This is a genomic window from Streptococcus mitis (genome assembly GCF_047462815.1).
Taxonomy (GTDB): domain Bacteria; phylum Bacillota; class Bacilli; order Lactobacillales; family Streptococcaceae; genus Streptococcus; species Streptococcus mitis_DO.
In genome coordinates this window covers 14,489-30,462 of record NZ_JASHFB010000009.1, presented here as the reverse complement: position 1 = coordinate 30,462, position 15,974 = coordinate 14,489, and the positions used below count along the sequence as shown (strand labels likewise).

Annotated in this window: 12 protein-coding genes; 11 read left to right on the top strand and 1 reads right to left on the bottom strand. The window is 39.7% G+C overall.

What is annotated here, in order from left to right; translation table 11 throughout:
• Positions 1 to 433 precede the first annotated feature (433 nt).
• The 9 genes from QM865_RS05940 (at position 434) to adcA (ending at position 8,501) form a co-directional block, all read left to right on the top strand.
• Positions 434 to 565: a teichoic acid D-Ala incorporation-associated protein DltX gene (locus QM865_RS05940; protein WP_414306242.1), complete on the top strand. Its 132-nt coding sequence runs from the start codon at positions 434 to 436 to the stop codon at positions 563 to 565.
• Between the two features lie 20 nt (positions 566 to 585).
• Complete coding sequence (dltA, locus tag QM865_RS05935; RefSeq protein ID WP_414306241.1) at positions 586 to 2,136, top strand: D-alanine--poly(phosphoribitol) ligase subunit DltA; 1,551 nt, start codon at positions 586 to 588, stop codon at positions 2,134 to 2,136.
• Complete coding sequence (gene dltB / locus QM865_RS05930) at positions 2,133 to 3,377, top strand: D-alanyl-lipoteichoic acid biosynthesis protein DltB (protein WP_414306240.1); 1,245 nt, start codon at positions 2,133 to 2,135, stop codon at positions 3,375 to 3,377. Before dltA ends, dltB begins: the two co-directional genes overlap by 4 nt.
• A gap of 12 nt (positions 3,378 to 3,389) precedes the next feature.
• Positions 3,390 to 3,629 carry a D-alanine--poly(phosphoribitol) ligase subunit DltC gene (dltC, locus tag QM865_RS05925; RefSeq protein WP_000351967.1) on the top strand — a complete coding sequence of 80 codons (240 nt, stop codon included), beginning with the start codon at positions 3,390 to 3,392 and terminating at the stop codon, positions 3,627 to 3,629.
• Entirely contained in the window at positions 3,622 to 4,890 is a 1,269-nt protein-coding gene (gene dltD, locus QM865_RS05920; RefSeq protein ID WP_414306239.1) for a D-alanyl-lipoteichoic acid biosynthesis protein DltD, read from the top strand. Before dltC ends, dltD begins: the two co-directional genes overlap by 8 nt.
• A gap of 152 nt (positions 4,891 to 5,042) precedes the next feature.
• Positions 5,043 to 5,483, top strand: a complete 441-nt coding sequence (gene adcR, locus QM865_RS05915; RefSeq protein WP_001249314.1) for a zinc-dependent transcriptional regulator AdcR — start codon at positions 5,043 to 5,045, stop codon at positions 5,481 to 5,483.
• On the top strand, positions 5,483 to 6,187 hold the full coding sequence (locus QM865_RS05910) for a metal ABC transporter ATP-binding protein (RefSeq protein WP_001269496.1): 705 nt from the start codon (positions 5,483 to 5,485) through the stop codon (positions 6,185 to 6,187). Before adcR ends, QM865_RS05910 begins: the two co-directional genes overlap by 1 nt.
• On the top strand, positions 6,180 to 6,986 hold the full coding sequence (locus tag QM865_RS05905) for a metal ABC transporter permease (protein ID WP_000950030.1): 807 nt from the start codon (positions 6,180 to 6,182) through the stop codon (positions 6,984 to 6,986). The genes QM865_RS05910 and QM865_RS05905 overlap by 8 nt, the downstream gene beginning before the upstream one ends.
• Positions 6,987 to 6,995: 9 nt before the next feature.
• Positions 6,996 to 8,501 (top strand): zinc ABC transporter substrate-binding lipoprotein AdcA, encoded by a 1,506-nt coding sequence (gene adcA / locus QM865_RS05900; RefSeq protein WP_060805981.1) that lies wholly within the window; start codon positions 6,996 to 6,998, stop codon positions 8,499 to 8,501.
• A 648-nt stretch (positions 8,502 to 9,149) separates the two neighbouring features.
• Here adcA and QM865_RS05895 read toward each other — a convergent pair.
• Positions 9,150 to 10,007 (bottom strand): 5'-nucleotidase, lipoprotein e(P4) family, encoded by an 858-nt coding sequence (locus tag QM865_RS05895; protein ID WP_000844829.1) that lies wholly within the window; start codon positions 10,005 to 10,007, stop codon positions 9,150 to 9,152.
• 257 nt (positions 10,008 to 10,264) lie between these two features.
• Here QM865_RS05895 and QM865_RS05890 point away from each other — a divergent pair, with 257 nt between their 5' ends.
• Positions 10,265 to 11,149 (top strand): SPFH domain-containing protein, encoded by an 885-nt coding sequence (locus QM865_RS05890; protein ID WP_004235732.1) that lies wholly within the window; start codon positions 10,265 to 10,267, stop codon positions 11,147 to 11,149.
• A 202-nt stretch (positions 11,150 to 11,351) separates the two neighbouring features.
• Positions 11,352 to 15,971 (top strand): ZmpA/ZmpB/ZmpC family metallo-endopeptidase, encoded by a 4,620-nt coding sequence (locus QM865_RS05885; RefSeq protein ID WP_414306238.1) that lies wholly within the window; start codon positions 11,352 to 11,354, stop codon positions 15,969 to 15,971.
• Positions 15,972 to 15,974: the final 3 nt, after the last annotated feature.

The window sequence follows — 15,974 nt, the reverse complement described above, 5'->3', positions numbered from 1 at the left end:
TTGTGGACTCTATTTTTCTATACGGTTATCTTGAGTATCGTGATTTACTGTTTTGTGACTGATTTTTCGAACATTCAAGAGTTTATCTATAGTGAATTTTAAGGTTATATACTATAAAAAAACTCTAGATTAAGGGAACCGCACTGATAGAGTGAGACGCAAGATAAGGCTCTATAATATTTATAGTGGAGAAATCCTCTATAGGTAGTATGGAGCCTACTTTGTTGTAGCTCCCCATGTATTCCATACTGAAAAGAATTCAAGCTATCATTGGAAAGAATCACATGGAACAAATTAAAGTTGCTTAAATGTAGTGAAAATGTATGGTAAACAATTGAAAAATTACCCTATAAAGTGGTACAATGGTAGAAAAATACTATAGTAAGAGTTTATCTTATTTAACAAAAATTACAGAAATGAATGGTTTTTCTTGATGAAACAGAGAAAAAAATTGTACCTCTTTATTGGTCGGACAGCCTTGTATTTTCTTATCTTTCTAGGGCTGCTTTACTTCTTTAGCTATCTTGGTCAGGGGCAAGGAAGCTTTATCTATAATGAATTTTAACTTGAAGGAGAATCCTTATTATGTCAAACAAACCAATAGTAGATATGATTGAAACCATTGAGCATTTTGCTCAGACCCAGCCTAGCTATCCTGTCTATAATGTTTTGGGGCAGGAACATACTTATGGCGATTTAAAGGCTGATTCGGATAGTTTAGCTGCAGCTATTGACCAACTAGACTTGCCGGAGAAGTCTCCTGTGGTCGTTTTTGGTGGCCAAGAATATGAAATGTTGGCAACTTTTGTAGCCTTGACTAAATCAGGCCATGCCTACATTCCAATTGATAGTCATTCGGCCTTGGAGCGAGTTTCAGCTATTTTAGAAGTAGCGGAGCCAAGCTTGATTATTGCCATCTCAGACTTTCCATTGGAGCAGGTTTCTACACCGATATTGAATCTAGCTCGGATTCAAGAAACCTTTGATAAAGGGAATAACTACGAAATCACGCATCCAGTCAAAGGCGATGATAATTACTACATTATCTTTACTTCTGGTACGACCGGTAAGCCTAAGGGAGTGCAGATTTCCCATGATAACCTCCTCAGCTTTACCAATTGGATGATTACGGACAAGGAATTTGCGACGCCAAGTCGTCCGCAAATGCTGGCTCAGCCACCTTATTCTTTTGATTTGTCTGTCATGTACTGGGCGCCGACCTTGGCACTGGGTGGTACGCTTTTCGCTCTTCCTTCAGCTATTACTCAGGACTTTAAGCAACTTTTTGAGACCATCTTTTCATTGCCAATCGCTATCTGGACTTCAACGCCTTCTTTTGCGGATATGGCCATGTTGTCAGAAGACTTTAATAGTGAGAAAATGCCTGGAATTACGCATTTCTACTTTGATGGCGAAGAGTTGACGGTCAAAACGGCTCAAAAACTGCGTGAGCGTTTCCCGAATGCCCGTATTATCAATGCTTACGGTCCAACAGAAGCGACAGTAGCCTTGTCAGCTGTTGCTGTGACAGACGAGATGTTGGCGACTCTCAATCGCCTACCAATCGGCTATACCAAGGCCGACTCTCCAACCTTTATCATTGACGAGGACGGCAAGAAACTGCCAAATGGTGAACAGGGAGAAATCATTGTTTCTGGACCAGCCGTTTCAAAAGGTTATATGAATAATCCTGAAAAAACGGCAGAAGCCTTCTTTGAGTTTGAAGGTCTACCAGCCTACCATACAGGAGATGTGGGAACTATGACAGATGAAGGCTTACTTCTCTACGGCGGACGCATGGACTTCCAGATTAAGTTCAACGGTTACCGCATTGAGTTAGAAGATGTCTCTCAAAACCTCAATAAGTCTCGTTATATCGAGTCTGCTGTCGCAGTACCGCGCTATAACAAAGACCACAAGGTACAAAATCTACTGGCCTATGTCATCTTAAAAGATGGTGTTCGTGAGCAGTTTGAGCGAGATATTGATATTACCAAGGCTATCAAGGAAGATTTAACAGATATCATGATGTCCTACATGATGCCGTCTAAATTCCTTTACCGAGACAGTTTGCCACTGACTCCAAATGGAAAGATTGACATCAAAGGATTGATTAACGAGGTGAATAAGAGATGATGGAGTTTTTTCAACAGCTTCCTCATTTAGAGCCATACGGCAATCCTCAGTATTTTGTCTATGTGATTGCTGCAACCTTACCCATCTTTATAGGCCTCTTTTTCAAGAAACGCTTTGCCTGGTATGAAGTACTGGTTAGTCTCTTCTTTATCGTCACCATGTTGGTAGGTGGGAAGACCAATCAATTGGCTGCCTTAGGTATTTACCTTTGCTGGGAAATATTGCTCGTACTCTTCTACAAGCATTATCGAAAAAGTAAGGATGGCAAGTGGGTCTTCTACCTAGTTAGTTTTCTGTCCCTCCTTCCGATTATCTTTGTCAAGGTGCAGCCGGCTATCAATGGAACGCAGTCTTTGCTTGGATTTTTGGGAATTTCTTACCTGACCTTTCGTTCGGTTGGGATTATCATCGAGCTGAGAGATGGAGTGATTAAGGATTTTACCCTCTGGGAATTCCTTCGTTTCCTTCTCTTCATGCCGACTTTTTCAAGTGGCCCAATCGATCGTTTTAAGCGATTTAATGAAAATTATCAGACCATTCCTGAGCGGGATGAGTTGATGGATATGTTGGATGAATCTGTTCGCTATATCATGTGGGGATTTTTGTATAAGTTTATCCTAGCTCATATTTTAGGAGAGACTTTACTCCCTCCTCTGAAGAATCTAGCCCTGCAATCAGGTGGCTTCTTTAACCTCTATGCCTTGGCAGTTATGTATACTTTTGGTCTGGAACTCTTCTTTGACTTTGCAGGTTACTCTATGTTTGCCTTAGCCATTTCAAATTTGATGGGGATCCGTAGCCCTATCAACTTTAACAAGCCCTTTTTATCAAGGGATTTAAAGGAATTTTGGAATCGTTGGCACATGAGTCTTTCTTTCTGGTTCCGTGACTTTGTCTTTATGCGAATGGTTATGGTATTGACCAGAAAGAAGGTCTTTAAAAATCGTAATGTAACCTCAAGTGTGGCCTACATTGTAAATATGCTGATTATGGGATTTTGGCATGGAGTGACTTGGTACTATATCGCCTATGGACTCTTTCATGGATTGGGCTTGGTCATCAATGACGCTTGGGTTCGTAAGAAAAAAACACTCAATAAGGAACGGAAAAAAGCAGGGAAGCCTGCTCTACCTGAGAATCGTTGGATTCAGTTGCTTGGCATGGTTATCACCTTCCATGTCGTCATGCTGTCATTCTTAATCTTTTCTGGATTTTTGAATGATTTATGGTTTAAAAAATAAAGGAAATAAAATATGGATATCAAATCAGAAGTTATCGAAATTATTGATGAGTTGTTTATGGAAGATGTTTCTGACATGATGGATGAAGATCTTTTTGATGCAGGTGTCTTGGATAGTATGGGAACGGTTGAATTAATTGTGGAGATTGAAAACCGTTTTGACATTCGAGTCCCTGTAACAGAGTTTGGTCGCGACGACTGGAATACAGCTAATAAAATCATAGCTGGTATTGTGGAGCTACAAAATGCTTAAACGCTTATGGATGATCTTCGGGCCGGTCTTGATAGCTGGTTTGTTGGTTATTTTGGTTATATGCTGTTATCCTGCAAGTATTAGACATGACATTGTATCTGAAAAGCATTCGGCAGCTTCTGTTACTGCAGAAAGTTTTAGAGAACGAAATCAAAAATCAAAAGCTTTGTCTGATACTTCTATCCGATTTATACCTTTCTTTGGTTCCAGTGAGTGGCTTCGTTTTGATGGTGCTCATCCTGCAGTATTGGCTGAGAAATACAATCGCTCCTATCGTCCTTATCTTTTAGGACAGAGTGGAGCTGCATCGCTAAACCAGTATTTTGGAATGCAACAGATGTTGCCAGAAATAGAGAATAAGCAAGCCGTATTTGTTATATCTCCCCAATGGTTTACAGAAAATGATTATGAACCTGCAGTATTTCAAGAGTATTTTAATAGTGACCAATTAACTTCCTTTTTAGAAAATCAATCAGGAGATATTAGTAGTCAGCATGCATCTAAGAGATTATTAAAACAGTTTTCAAATGTATCAATGAAAGATATAGTACAAAAAATTGCTAATAATGAATCTCTTTCAGAGTTTGATCATATTCGTATAGAAATTGGCTCTCTAATCAATCAGAAACAAGCTAATTTTTTTGGACAGTTCTCAATCAGACAGTGGTTGAAATATAAAGAACATGTTGATAAATATTTGAATACTATTCCAGACCAGTTTTCTTATCAAGAAATAGAAGATGTTATTAAAGCAGATGCTGAAAAAAATACTTCCAACAATGAATTTGGTATAGATAATCACTTCTATGATACACAAATCAGAGATTATTTGAAAAAGTTAAAAGGATCACAGACTAGTTATAATTATCTTAAATCTTCTGAGTACAATGACTTGCAGTTAGTTTTAAATCAGTTTGCCAAGTCAAAGGTCAATGTAATGTTTGTGATTCCTCCCGTAAATAAAAAATGGATGGATTTCACAGGATTAGATGAGGATATGTACCAACAAACGGTGCAAAAGATTCGCTACCAGTTAGAAAGTCAAGGTTTTACCAATATAGCAGATTTTTCTAAGGACGGCGGGGAGCCTTTCTTTATGAAGGACACCATTCACCTTGGTTGGTTGGGGTGGTTGGCTTTTGACAAGGCAGTTGATCCTTTCCTATCCAATCCCACACCAGCTCCGACTTACCATCTGAATGAGCGCTTTTTCAGCAAAGATTGGGCGACATACGATGGAGATATCAAGGACTTTCAATAGATCATAATATAGAAGAGTTCAAGAATGAAGCCTATTTTCACGTTTTTTCTTGACTCTTTTTTTGCTTGTGATATAATTAACTGGTAAACAAAATGTCAAAGAATAGTATTTTTCTCTTAAAAAAGAGAAGTCTAAAAGGAAAGGAGTCAAATATGAGACAGCTAGCGAAGGATATCGATGGCTTTTTGAATGAGGTAATTTTGCAGGCGGAAAACCAACATGAAATCCTAATAGGTCATTGCACTAGCGAGGTAGCCCTGACCAATACTCAGGAGCACATTCTCATGCTTTTGTCAGAGGAATCTTTAACAAATTCAGAATTGGCTCGTCGTCTCAATGTCAGTCAGGCGGCAGTTACCAAGGCCATTAAGTCTTTGGTCAAGGAAGGGATGTTGGAAACGTCTAAAGATCCTAAGGATGCGCGTGTAATTTTTTATCAGTTGACTGACTTGGCTCGTCCAATCGCTGAGGAGCACCATCATCACCATGAGCATACGCTTTTAACCTATGAACAAGTGGCGACTCAGTTTACTCCAAATGAACAAAAAGTGATCCAGCGGTTTTTGACTGCTTTAGTAGGAGAAATCAAATAATGAGATATATTACGGTAGAGGATTTGTCCTTCTATTATGATAAGGAACCTGTTCTTGAACATATCAATTATAGTGTTGATAGTGGGGAATTTGTTACTTTGACAGGGGAGAATGGGGCAGCTAAAACGACACTGATCAAGGCCAGTCTTGGAATTCTTCAGCCACGCATTGGAAAGGTGACTATTTCAAAGACAAATACGCAGGGTAAGAAATTGAGAATAGCCTATCTTCCTCAACAGATTGCCAGTTTTAATGCGGGTTTTCCAAGTACGGTTTATGAGTTTGTCAAGTCGGGTCGCTATCCGCGAAAAGGTTGGTTCCGTCGTTTGAATGCTCATGATGAGGAGCATATCAAGGCTAGTTTGGACTCAGTTGGTATGTGGGAACACAGAGACAAACGTTTGGGTTCTCTCTCTGGGGGACAAAAGCAGCGAGCGGTGATTGCGCGTATGTTTGCCTCTGACCCAGATGTATTTATCCTAGATGAGCCGACAACGGGAATGGATGCAGGAAGTAAAAATGAATTTTACGAACTCATGCACCACAGCGCCCATCATCATGGCAAGGCTGTTTTGATGATTACCCATGACCCTGAGGAGGTTAAGGACTATGCGGACCGCAATATTCATCTAGTTCGTAACCAAGATTCGCCATGGCGTTGTTTCAACGTTCATGAGAATGATCAGGAGGTGGGCCATGCTTAGTTTATTATCTTATGACTTTATGCAACGTGCCTTTCTGGCCGTTATTGCCATGAGTCTTTTCTCGCCAGTATTAGGAACCTTTCTTATCTTGCGTCGTCAGAGTTTGATGAGTGATACTCTTAGCCACGTCTCGCTGTCGGGTGTAGCTTTTGGTCTGGTTCTGGGGATTTCTCCGACTATTTCAACTATTGCTATTGTCTTGATTGCGGCGGTCTTTCTGGAGTATCTCCGTACGGTTTACAAGAGCTTTATGGAAATCGGGACAGCTATCCTCATGTCAACAGGACTGGCTGTTTCTCTGATTGTCATGAGCAAGGGTAAAAGCTCTAGCTCAATGAGTTTGGACCAGTATCTTTTTGGTTCCATCGTGACTATCAGCGAAGAGCAGGTTATTTCCCTTTTTGTCATTGCGGCGGTTGTTTTGATTTTGACCTTCCTCTTCCTTCGTCCGATGTACATTTTGACCTTTGATGAGGATACGGCCTTTGTGGATGGCTTGCCAGTTCGTACCATGTCCATTCTTTTTAACATGGTGACGGGGGTGGCCATTGCCCTTATGATTCCTGCTGCAGGAGCTCTTCTGGTATCGACCATTATGGTCTTGCCAGCTAGTATTGCCCTGCGTCTGGGGAAAAACTTTAAATCGGTTATGCTACTTGCCAGTGCCATTGGATTTTTGGGAATGGTGGCAGGACTTTACATTTCCTACTATGCAGAAACACCTGCAAGTGCAAGTATTACCATTATTTTTGTAACTGTCTTTTTACTCATTAGTTTAGTAAGACGTTTTATCAAATAGGAGACTAACGTGAAAAAAATTAGCTTATTGTTCGCTAGTCTATGTGCCTTGTTTTTAGTGGCTTGTTCCAATCAAAAGCAGGCAGATGGCAAACTAAATATTGTGACAACCTTTTACCCTGTCTATGAATTTACCAAGCAAGTCGCAGGAGATACTGCTAATGTAGAACTCCTCATCGGTGCTGGTACAGAGCCTCATGAATATGAACCGTCTGCCAAGGCAGTTGCTAAAATCCAAGACGCAGATACCTTCGTTTATGAAAATGAAAACATGGAAACATGGGTTCCTAAATTGCTAGATACCTTGGATAAGAAAAAAGTGAAAACCATCAAGGCGACAGGCGATATGTTGCTCTTGCCAGGTGGTGAGGAAGAAGAGGGAGACCATGACCATGGAGAAGAAGGCCATCACCATGAGTTTGACCCCCATGTTTGGTTATCACCAGTCCGTGCCATTAAACTAGTAGAGCACATCCGTGACAGCTTGTCAGCAGATTATCCTGATAAAAAAGAGACCTTTGAAAAGAACGCATCTGCCTATATCGAAAAATTGCAAGCCTTGGATAAGGCTTATGCAGAAGGCTTGTCTCAAGCCAAACAAAAGAGTTTTGTGACTCAACACGCAGCCTTTAACTATCTTGCCTTGGACTATGGACTCAAACAAGTCGCTATCTCAGGTCTCTCTCCAGATGCCGAGCCATCAGCTGCTCGTCTGGCAGAATTGACAGAGTACGTCAAGAAAAATAAAATTGCCTATATCTACTTTGAAGAAAATGCTTCACAAGCCCTTGCTAATACACTTTCAAAAGAGGCAGGTGTCAAAACAGATGTCCTCAATCCTTTAGAAAGTCTAACAGAAGAGGATACCAAGGCGGGAGAAAATTATATCTCTATCATGGAGAAAAACCTCAAAGCTTTGAAACAAACAACGGACCAAGAAGGCCCAGCTATCGAACCTGAAAAGGCAGAGGATACTAAGACAGTTCAAAATGGTTACTTCGAGGATGCAGACGTCAAGGACCGCACTTTGAGTGACTATGCAGGTAACTGGCAATCAGTTTATCCTTTCCTTGAAGATGGCACGTTTGATCAAGTCTTTGACTACAAGGCTAAGTTGACTGGTAAGATGACTCAGGCTGAATACAAGGCTTACTATACAAAAGGCTATCAGACAGATGTCACTAAGATCAACATTACTGATAACACTATGGAATTTGTTCAAGGTGGACAAAGTAAGAAATTCACCTACAAGTATGTCGGAAAGAAAATCTTGACTTATAAGAAAGGCAATCGTGGCGTGCGCTTCCTCTTTGAAGCCACAGATGCTGACGCTGGACAATTCAAGTATGTTCAGTTTAGTGACCACAATATCGCCCCAGTTAAGGCAGAACATTTCCATATCTTCTTTGGAGGCACAAGCCAAGAAGCCCTCTTTGAAGAAATGGACAACTGGCCAACCTACTATCCAGATAACTTATCTGGACAAGAAATCGCCCAAGAAATGTTGGCGCATTGATGAGAAATCGACTAGTTCTTAAGAGCTGGTCGGTTTTTGGGTAATAGATAGCTAACTATATTATAGACCTTTCAGATACCTAAGGAACTTTAAACAATAAATAAAACTCTTGAAATATCTGGACCTGTATGTTAGAATAATTTTATCGGGTAAGGTTCATTAGAACACCAAAGCCCTTAACTATGCCAGTAGTTAAGGGCTTTTTTGACGTATCTTAGCGATTTAACGGGTGTTTACAGGCTAGTCAGTCGGTCTACTTCTTACCATCTAGCCATTTGCAGACGAAATACAAAATAATTCCTGCTATAACGTCCGCTACAATAGTAAGAACGAGCTCTGGGGCAAGGTTCATTAGTTTCACCTCCTCTCACGAACCGTAAGGAACGTAATCGGTAACCGATGACAAAAATAGTATACCACACTAAATTTAGATCATCAACCTTGTTTAATTCTTGAAATGTAGGGAATAGGCAAAAAGTCTTTAAAACTTTAAAATCAGAAAACGTATAGTATCAGATGTATAAAATTTTGATGTTATATCAATTATAAAAGTGGATAGGAAAGTTTTCTGATTATCAGAATTCCTTCCTATCCACTTTTTGAAGATTGTAAGTTAGCTTAATTTTATATAGAATCAGTTTATTTGTTTTATTTATCAAAACCTTGCAAAGCTTTTTGGCGTTCTTCTACTTGACCTTTAGCATCTAGTTTATTACCAGCGTATACAGCTGATTCCCATGATCCGTACATTGGATTTGGGAAGATGATGAATTTTTCACCGAATTCTTTTTGCAATTCTTCAAGTTGTTTATCACGGTCAGATTCAGAAGTCTTAGAAAAATCTGCAAAGTCTACGAGGTTATCACCAAATAATAAGATAAGATTTGTTTTTTCTTGAACTTTTTGGCGACGACCTTCTTTGGATTTTACACCACTTTCTAAGAACATGAGATGATCACGTCCTTGAACAGGAATTCCTTCACTTTCAAGATTTTTAATGGTAGCATCTACTTGATTAGCTGAGCGGTCAGAAATATAGTAGATTTGGACACCGTTTTGATCAGCAAATTGAAGAAAATCCTTGGCGCCTGGGACGGCTTTTGCTGCAGCTTTTTGAACCCAAACATCCCAATTTTCGGGTGTAAATGCTGTACCGTCTTTGACATTTTGTACTTGATAAGGGCTATTATCTAGGACAGTTTCATCCAAGTCTAAAACGATAGAGTAAGGTTTGTCTGATTCTGTTTTGAGTAATTCCTTTAGGTGATTTGTTGCAACGTTATAACCCTGTATGTATAAAGCTTTAGTTTCAGCTGATTTTTGATACCAAAGAGTTGACATAGTGTTTTCTCTTGACCGTAGTTGGTCATATGTCAATGTAATCTGATTATCAGATGAGCTATTATTGCTTGTCTGTGTTTCTGTAGACTTTGTTGCACAACTAGCCAATAAGACGACAGAAGCAAGTGCAGAAAGGATTGTAACAGTAGTTTTTGCTGTTTTCATGAAATATCTCCTATTTATTCATTTCAATAAATAGTATAGCACGAGAGAAAAGTTAAGGCAAGTTATTCCCTGACCATTGATGTAGATTCTATAGAAGTTAATGTAATGAAAAAAGCGATTACTAACTTGAAATGTAGTTTCACCTCTAATTATTGACATTTCAGGAAAAATCGCAGTAAAAATTGCACAGCCTTCTTTAAATGTGCTATAATACAGGAAAAATAATAATGGAGGTCACGATAATGGCAACATTTTTGATGATTTTTGTGGTGGTTTGTGTGCTCCTATTGGTGATAGTCACACTGAGTACAGTTTATGTGGTTCGTCAGCAGTCGGTGGCGATTATTGAGCGCTTTGGGAAATATCAAAAGGTTGCCAATAGCGGTATTCATATTCGCTTGCCTTTTGGGATTGACTCGATCGCAGCTCGGATTCAGTTGCGCTTGTTGCAAAGCGATATTGTGGTTGAGACCAAGACCAAGGACAATGTGTTCGTTATGATGAATGTAGCGACTCAGTACCGTGTCAATGAGCAGAGCGTGACAGATGCTTACTATAAACTCATGCGTCCAGAATCTCAAATTAAATCTTATATCGAAGATGCCCTTCGTTCTTCTGTTCCAAAATTAACCTTGGATGAATTGTTTGAGAAAAAAGATGAGATTGCCCTTGAAGTCCAACACCAAGTAGCAGAAGAAATGACTACTTACGGTTATATTATCGTGAAAACCTTGATTACCAAGGTCGAACCAGATGCAGAAGTTAAGCAATCCATGAATGAAATCAATGCGGCGCAACGCAAGCGGGTCGCAGCGCAAGAATTGGCGGAAGCAGACAAGATTAAAATCGTCACTGCAGCTGAAGCAGAAGCAGAAAAAGACCGCCTTCATGGTGTGGGGATTGCCCAACAACGTAAGGCGATTGTGGATGGATTGGCAGAGTCTATCACAGAACTCAAGGAAGCCAATGTTGGCATGACAGAAGAACAAATCATGTCCATCCTCTTGACCAACCAGTATTTGGATACCTTGAATACCTTTGCCTCTAAAGGAAATCAAACAATCTTTTTACCAAATACTCCAAATGGTGTGGATGATATCCGTACTCAAATCTTGTCAGCCCTTCGCGCTGAGAAGAAATAATAGACTAAAGAGCTTGGCAACAGGCTCTTTTTGCATTGCATTTGTTAAGAAAAGCAAAGAACATTGATATACATTTAAATAAAAATTATTGTATGTTGTCCCCCTTAATTTGGAATGATAAGGGAATAACTAGAAAGATTTGTGAATACAAACTATTTCTGATATACTAAATATACAGTAATAATGAATGATAGGATATGGGATGAAAGAATTTCAATTTGAGAGAAAGCAGCGTTTTTCTTTGAGGAAATATACAATAGGAGCTTGTTCGGTCTTGCTAGGAACGAGTTTATTTTTTGCTGGTATGGGGGCTCAACCCGTACAGGCTACAGAAACGACTTCAACACTAATTTCAAGTCATTATTTGGATGAGCAGGATTTACCTGAAAAGCTGAAATCTGAGTTGCAATGGTTTGAAGAAAATAAGATTGAGGTAAAAGAGGGAAAAGAATACTATTTTGTCTATCGAAAATTGGCTACAAGATTACCAGAAACAGGTCTGTTTTCTAATGATGGGATGTTTATCTTGGGAGCAGGATTATTATTGCTTCCCTTCACTTTAATCAAGAGAAAAAGGGGAGCGTCTTACTTCCTTGTGAGCGTCTTTGCTGTTGGTGGTTGGGTAGCATCCATCTCTGCTTTAGAAAATCTGGTAGAATTGCAACCAGCCCTTGTTAAGAGAGTAGAAGGTCAGTTTTTACCAAGTCCTGAAACAGTCCAAGGATATGAATTTACGGGATATTATTTGGTAAGAGATAGTGTTAGCAAGGAACTTTCTGTTGATAAGGTAGAGTCGCCAGCATTATCTCAAAAGGAGGAAAGTTTAGAACCTCAATCTAAGAAGATTGTACCACAGACTGCATCTCATTTTAGCTCGACTAAAGATCTTGTGCAATCTCCTCAACCATCTTACGCAGTTGAGTCTGTTTTAAATCCAACTTCTGAAAAAAGTATGAGTATTGAGTCTAAAAAAGTACCAGATGAAGGAATGAAAACTGTTACTGAAGACAAGCCAGAACTGGAAGTTAGGATAGGGGAGATAGAGTTTGAAACTCAATTGCAGTCTGACCCAACTCTGGCTAAGGGAGAAAAAAGAATTTCTATAGAAGGTGCCAAGGGACAAGAACGAATCTTAACAGAAGTAAGGGTTGTCGATGGTATTGTTACGCGAAATGAAATAGGGAGAGAGGTGCTTCGTGAACCAGTTACTCAGGTGATTTTGGTCGGGACAAAAGAGAAGGAACCTCAAGAAAATGGTATAAGCCTAGCCTCGGAAGTCCAACCACCTCTTCCGTCTTATGAGGGCGGTGTTTCCGGCGAATCCTTGGTGGAACCGTCCCTTCTATCTTATGAAGGCGGTGTTTCCGGTGAGTCCTTGGTAGAACCAGCGCTTCCCTCTTATGAAGGTGGTGTTTCCGGTGAGCCTTCGGTAGAGCCGTCTCTTCCATCTTATGAGGGCGGTGTTTCCGGCGAGTCCTTGGTGGAACCGTCCCTTCCCTCTTATGAAGGCGGTGTTTCCGGTGCATCCTTGGTGGAACCGTCCCTTCCCTCTTATGAGGGTGGTGTTTCCGGTGAGCCTTCGGTAGAGCCGTCTCTTCCGTCTTATGAGGGCGGTGTTTTCGGCGAGTCCTTGGTGGAACCGTCCCTTCCCTCTTATGAAGGCGGTGTTTCTGGCGAATCGTTAGTAGATCCGTCTCTTCCATCTTATGAAGGTGGCGTTTCCGGCGATCCTTCGGTAGAGCCACCTCTTCCATCTTATGAAGGTGGTGTTTCCGGTGAGCCGGAGATACAGGAGGCTCTCCCAGAGTATAAAGAAGACACTCAACTTCCTCAGACTAAAGTAGAGACCAAAGCTGTTCCTTATGAAACCATTTATGAAAAGAATGAGGAACTAGACCACGGCGTTACAAGAGTGAAAATTTCGGGTGTTGAAGGACAAGAACAAGTTACTACTACCTATACTAAAGATCAAGCAAGTGGAAATATTTCTGAGAATAAAACTGTCAAAATAGTAGCTAACAAAGTTGATCAAGTTGTAGAAGTTGGAACTAAACCGAGTGTTGAAACTACTATCCTATCTCATAAAACGATTTACCAGGTGAATCCTGCTTTGGAGTTCAGAAAAGAGGAAGTAGCGGTTGCAGGGAGTGATGGTTCGGTGGAAACTAGGACGACTTATCAACTAGACAAGGCAACAGGTCAGGTGACGGTATCTGACACTACTAGACAAGTAAATCCAGCAGTCGATAAAGTGATTCAAGTTGGTAATGTGGAAAAAGTAATTCAACCGATTGTGGTTACTGAGGAGCGAAGAGAGGATTCTTCACTTGCTAAAAATATAGAAAAGATAGCATCTGAAGGAGAAGTTGGTGAGAATACACTTACCAGAACCTACGCTATCAATGAACAAACTGGTGAATTGGTTAATCCTCAAGAAGTGAGTCAAATAACAAAGCCAATGAAACCGAGAGTTGTTTTAGTTGGTAGTCAGGAGGATAAACCACACTTACTTCCGGCTAATAGTGAGAGAGAAGATGCTGTGGATGTGTCTGCTCTGACCACAAGCGCGAGATCAGTAGATTTCTTACATGACAGTAAACTAAAAGCACAGTTAGAGCCTACCTATGATCCTCGAGATATTATAACAAAGAGAATTGCGCTCAGAAAAACACACCCAAATATCACTGACCAAGAAGTCAAAGATATGTTGCGCACAGAGTATCTTCAAAAATTGTCAATTCAAGAAGGCTTTGATCAGACGAAGACGCAAGCTGAGTCAAGTTTCAAAAAGATAGCCTCGCATACATTGGGAATTATAGGAGATACCCCTGAAAATCGCAGCAAGGTCAAACAAGAGCTTGAGCAATACAAAGAGCAGATTTTGTTGGGACTGTCTTATATCAATCGTTTTTATAATATTCAATTTGGGGACACGAATATTCGTGATATTCTGGCCTTTAATCCAAGTTCATTTGGCAATAAGACAATGACCGCCTTGGATAGTTTGAAAAAATTAGGATCCATGTCTTATGAAGAGATGAAATTGACCAATAGTCCTCAAACATTTACAAAATATTTATCTACTATTACAGGTAAGGCTAGTTTGAAGGAATTTTTAGACAGCAATCGCCAACTCTTTACGTCAGATGATGCGGATACCTGGCTTAAAAAATCTAGCCAAGCTATGATTGTTGAAAAACCATCTAAGGAAAATCCTTCAGCGCATGTCGGGTTGTATAGCAAGTTGACAGCTGGGGAAAAGGATCCTCGTAAACAAGAAGCCAATATGGCTGCTATTTTGGGACTTTTGAATGTGAAAGAACCAAATGTTTACGTGATTAGTAATATGGCGACGATTACTTATGGTAATATTGGTTCCTATATAGATACTTCTCTTGCCCAGTCTAATCCAACTAAGTATCAGGCTGAGCTTGCTAGAGTCAAGTCTTTAATTGAAAAGGCGGCTGTACAACAAGCCAACTATGTTGATACTCTTTATCGTATAACAAAACCAGAAAATCGTGATAAGTTGCTGACAAATCGTTTGATTATTGATACGATGAAGAAATATACAAGCAATCAGAATGCCCAGATTGATAGCACTTGGTCACCAGCTACTGGTAATGGAGCTGATAAGGGGGTCGACCAGTTTATGACTCCTATGAATTACTATTCTCCAGTAAGTAAGGTGGGAGCTGAGGCCAATGGATTAGGTGTCCGTTACTTTATAGATAGAGTTCTGGATGATAGAGGTTCAGCTACTTATTCTCATGAAATGACGCACTTACTAGATAGAACGGTCTTGTTTAATAATCACGGTCGTCGAGATGGTACAGGAGCAGAGTTTTATGCGCGTGGTATTTTTGAAAACTCCTATAATCCAGAAAAGGATACTTATTTCAATCTCAACTTTGTATATGATGAGAGTGATAAGAATGGATTTTACAATAAAACACCTGATCGATTTAAAACGGCAGAAGATTTGCAATCTTACATGAAGGGAAGTTTTGATGTCCTTTATACTCTAGATTACCTAGAAGCAGAGGCAAGTAAAGACTTATCTGCAGAAGACAAGATGAGTTATTTCAAAAAAATAACGCCAATCACTTCAACAGGTTCTAGAACTTGGGTAGATTACCGTAATCCAGCAGTTAAACCGACTCATAAGAGTGAGGAGATTCAAACTCTTAACTTAGAAGATGCCAAAAAATTGACAGATGTTGATAGTTTGATTGACAATCATATCATGGTCAACCGTTATATCATTGCTGGTTTTTCAGATAAAGGTAAGATTGCAGCAAACGGTTACTATACTGTTGATATGTTTGATACCATTTATGGTGTTAGTCAAAATGACTCTGGTATGAGTGGGGACATCACCTTTAGAAAACAAGCCTTTGAATTGATGGCTGCTTTGGGCTATTATGAAGGATTTGTACCTTATGTGTCAAATCAGTTTAAAAAACAAGCTGAAGAAGAAGGCAAACCGTTATCTGATAAATATATTTTTGATAACATTTTAGGAAAATCTTACGCAGCTTTCAAAAAAGAGCAAATAACTGAGCGTGTTGAGAAATTAGGTAAGTTAAAACGAATTACTATAAATTACAACGGAAAAGAAGAAGTGATTGATAGTAAAGAAAAATTACAAGAGCTTATGAATAAAGCTGTTAAAGAAGAACTTGCTCAAATAAAAGCAGGCAATACAACGGCTAAAAAGTTTAAATTTATCGAAACTCCAGTTCAAAAACTGAAAAAAGCGATTTATAAAGCTTATCTCAAAGATTCAGATGACTTTAGACGGTCGATTTATAATAGCTAAGAC

What these genes read in the sequence shown, in the direction of transcription:
- QM865_RS05940 (WP_414306242.1), top strand. Translation starts at nt 434, where the DNA reads ATGAAACAGAGAAAAAAATTGTACCTCTTTATTGGTCGGACAGCCTTG.
- dltA (WP_414306241.1), top strand. Translation starts at nt 586, where the DNA reads ATGTCAAACAAACCAATAGTAGATATGATTGAAACCATTGAGCATTTT.
- dltB (WP_414306240.1), top strand. Translation starts at nt 2,133, where the DNA reads ATGATGGAGTTTTTTCAACAGCTTCCTCATTTAGAGCCATACGGCAAT.
- dltC (WP_000351967.1), top strand. Translation starts at nt 3,390, where the DNA reads ATGGATATCAAATCAGAAGTTATCGAAATTATTGATGAGTTGTTTATG.
- dltD (WP_414306239.1), top strand. Translation starts at nt 3,622, where the DNA reads ATGCTTAAACGCTTATGGATGATCTTCGGGCCGGTCTTGATAGCTGGT.
- adcR (WP_001249314.1), top strand. Translation starts at nt 5,043, where the DNA reads ATGAGACAGCTAGCGAAGGATATCGATGGCTTTTTGAATGAGGTAATT.
- QM865_RS05910 (WP_001269496.1), top strand. Translation starts at nt 5,483, where the DNA reads ATGAGATATATTACGGTAGAGGATTTGTCCTTCTATTATGATAAGGAA.
- QM865_RS05905 (WP_000950030.1), top strand. Translation starts at nt 6,180, where the DNA reads ATGCTTAGTTTATTATCTTATGACTTTATGCAACGTGCCTTTCTGGCC.
- QM865_RS05895 (WP_000844829.1), bottom strand. Translation starts at nt 10,007, where the DNA reads ATGAAAACAGCAAAAACTACTGTTACAATCCTTTCTGCACTTGCTTCT.
- QM865_RS05890 (WP_004235732.1), top strand. Translation starts at nt 10,265, where the DNA reads ATGATTTTTGTGGTGGTTTGTGTGCTCCTATTGGTGATAGTCACACTG.
- QM865_RS05885 (WP_414306238.1), top strand. Translation starts at nt 11,352, where the DNA reads ATGAAAGAATTTCAATTTGAGAGAAAGCAGCGTTTTTCTTTGAGGAAA.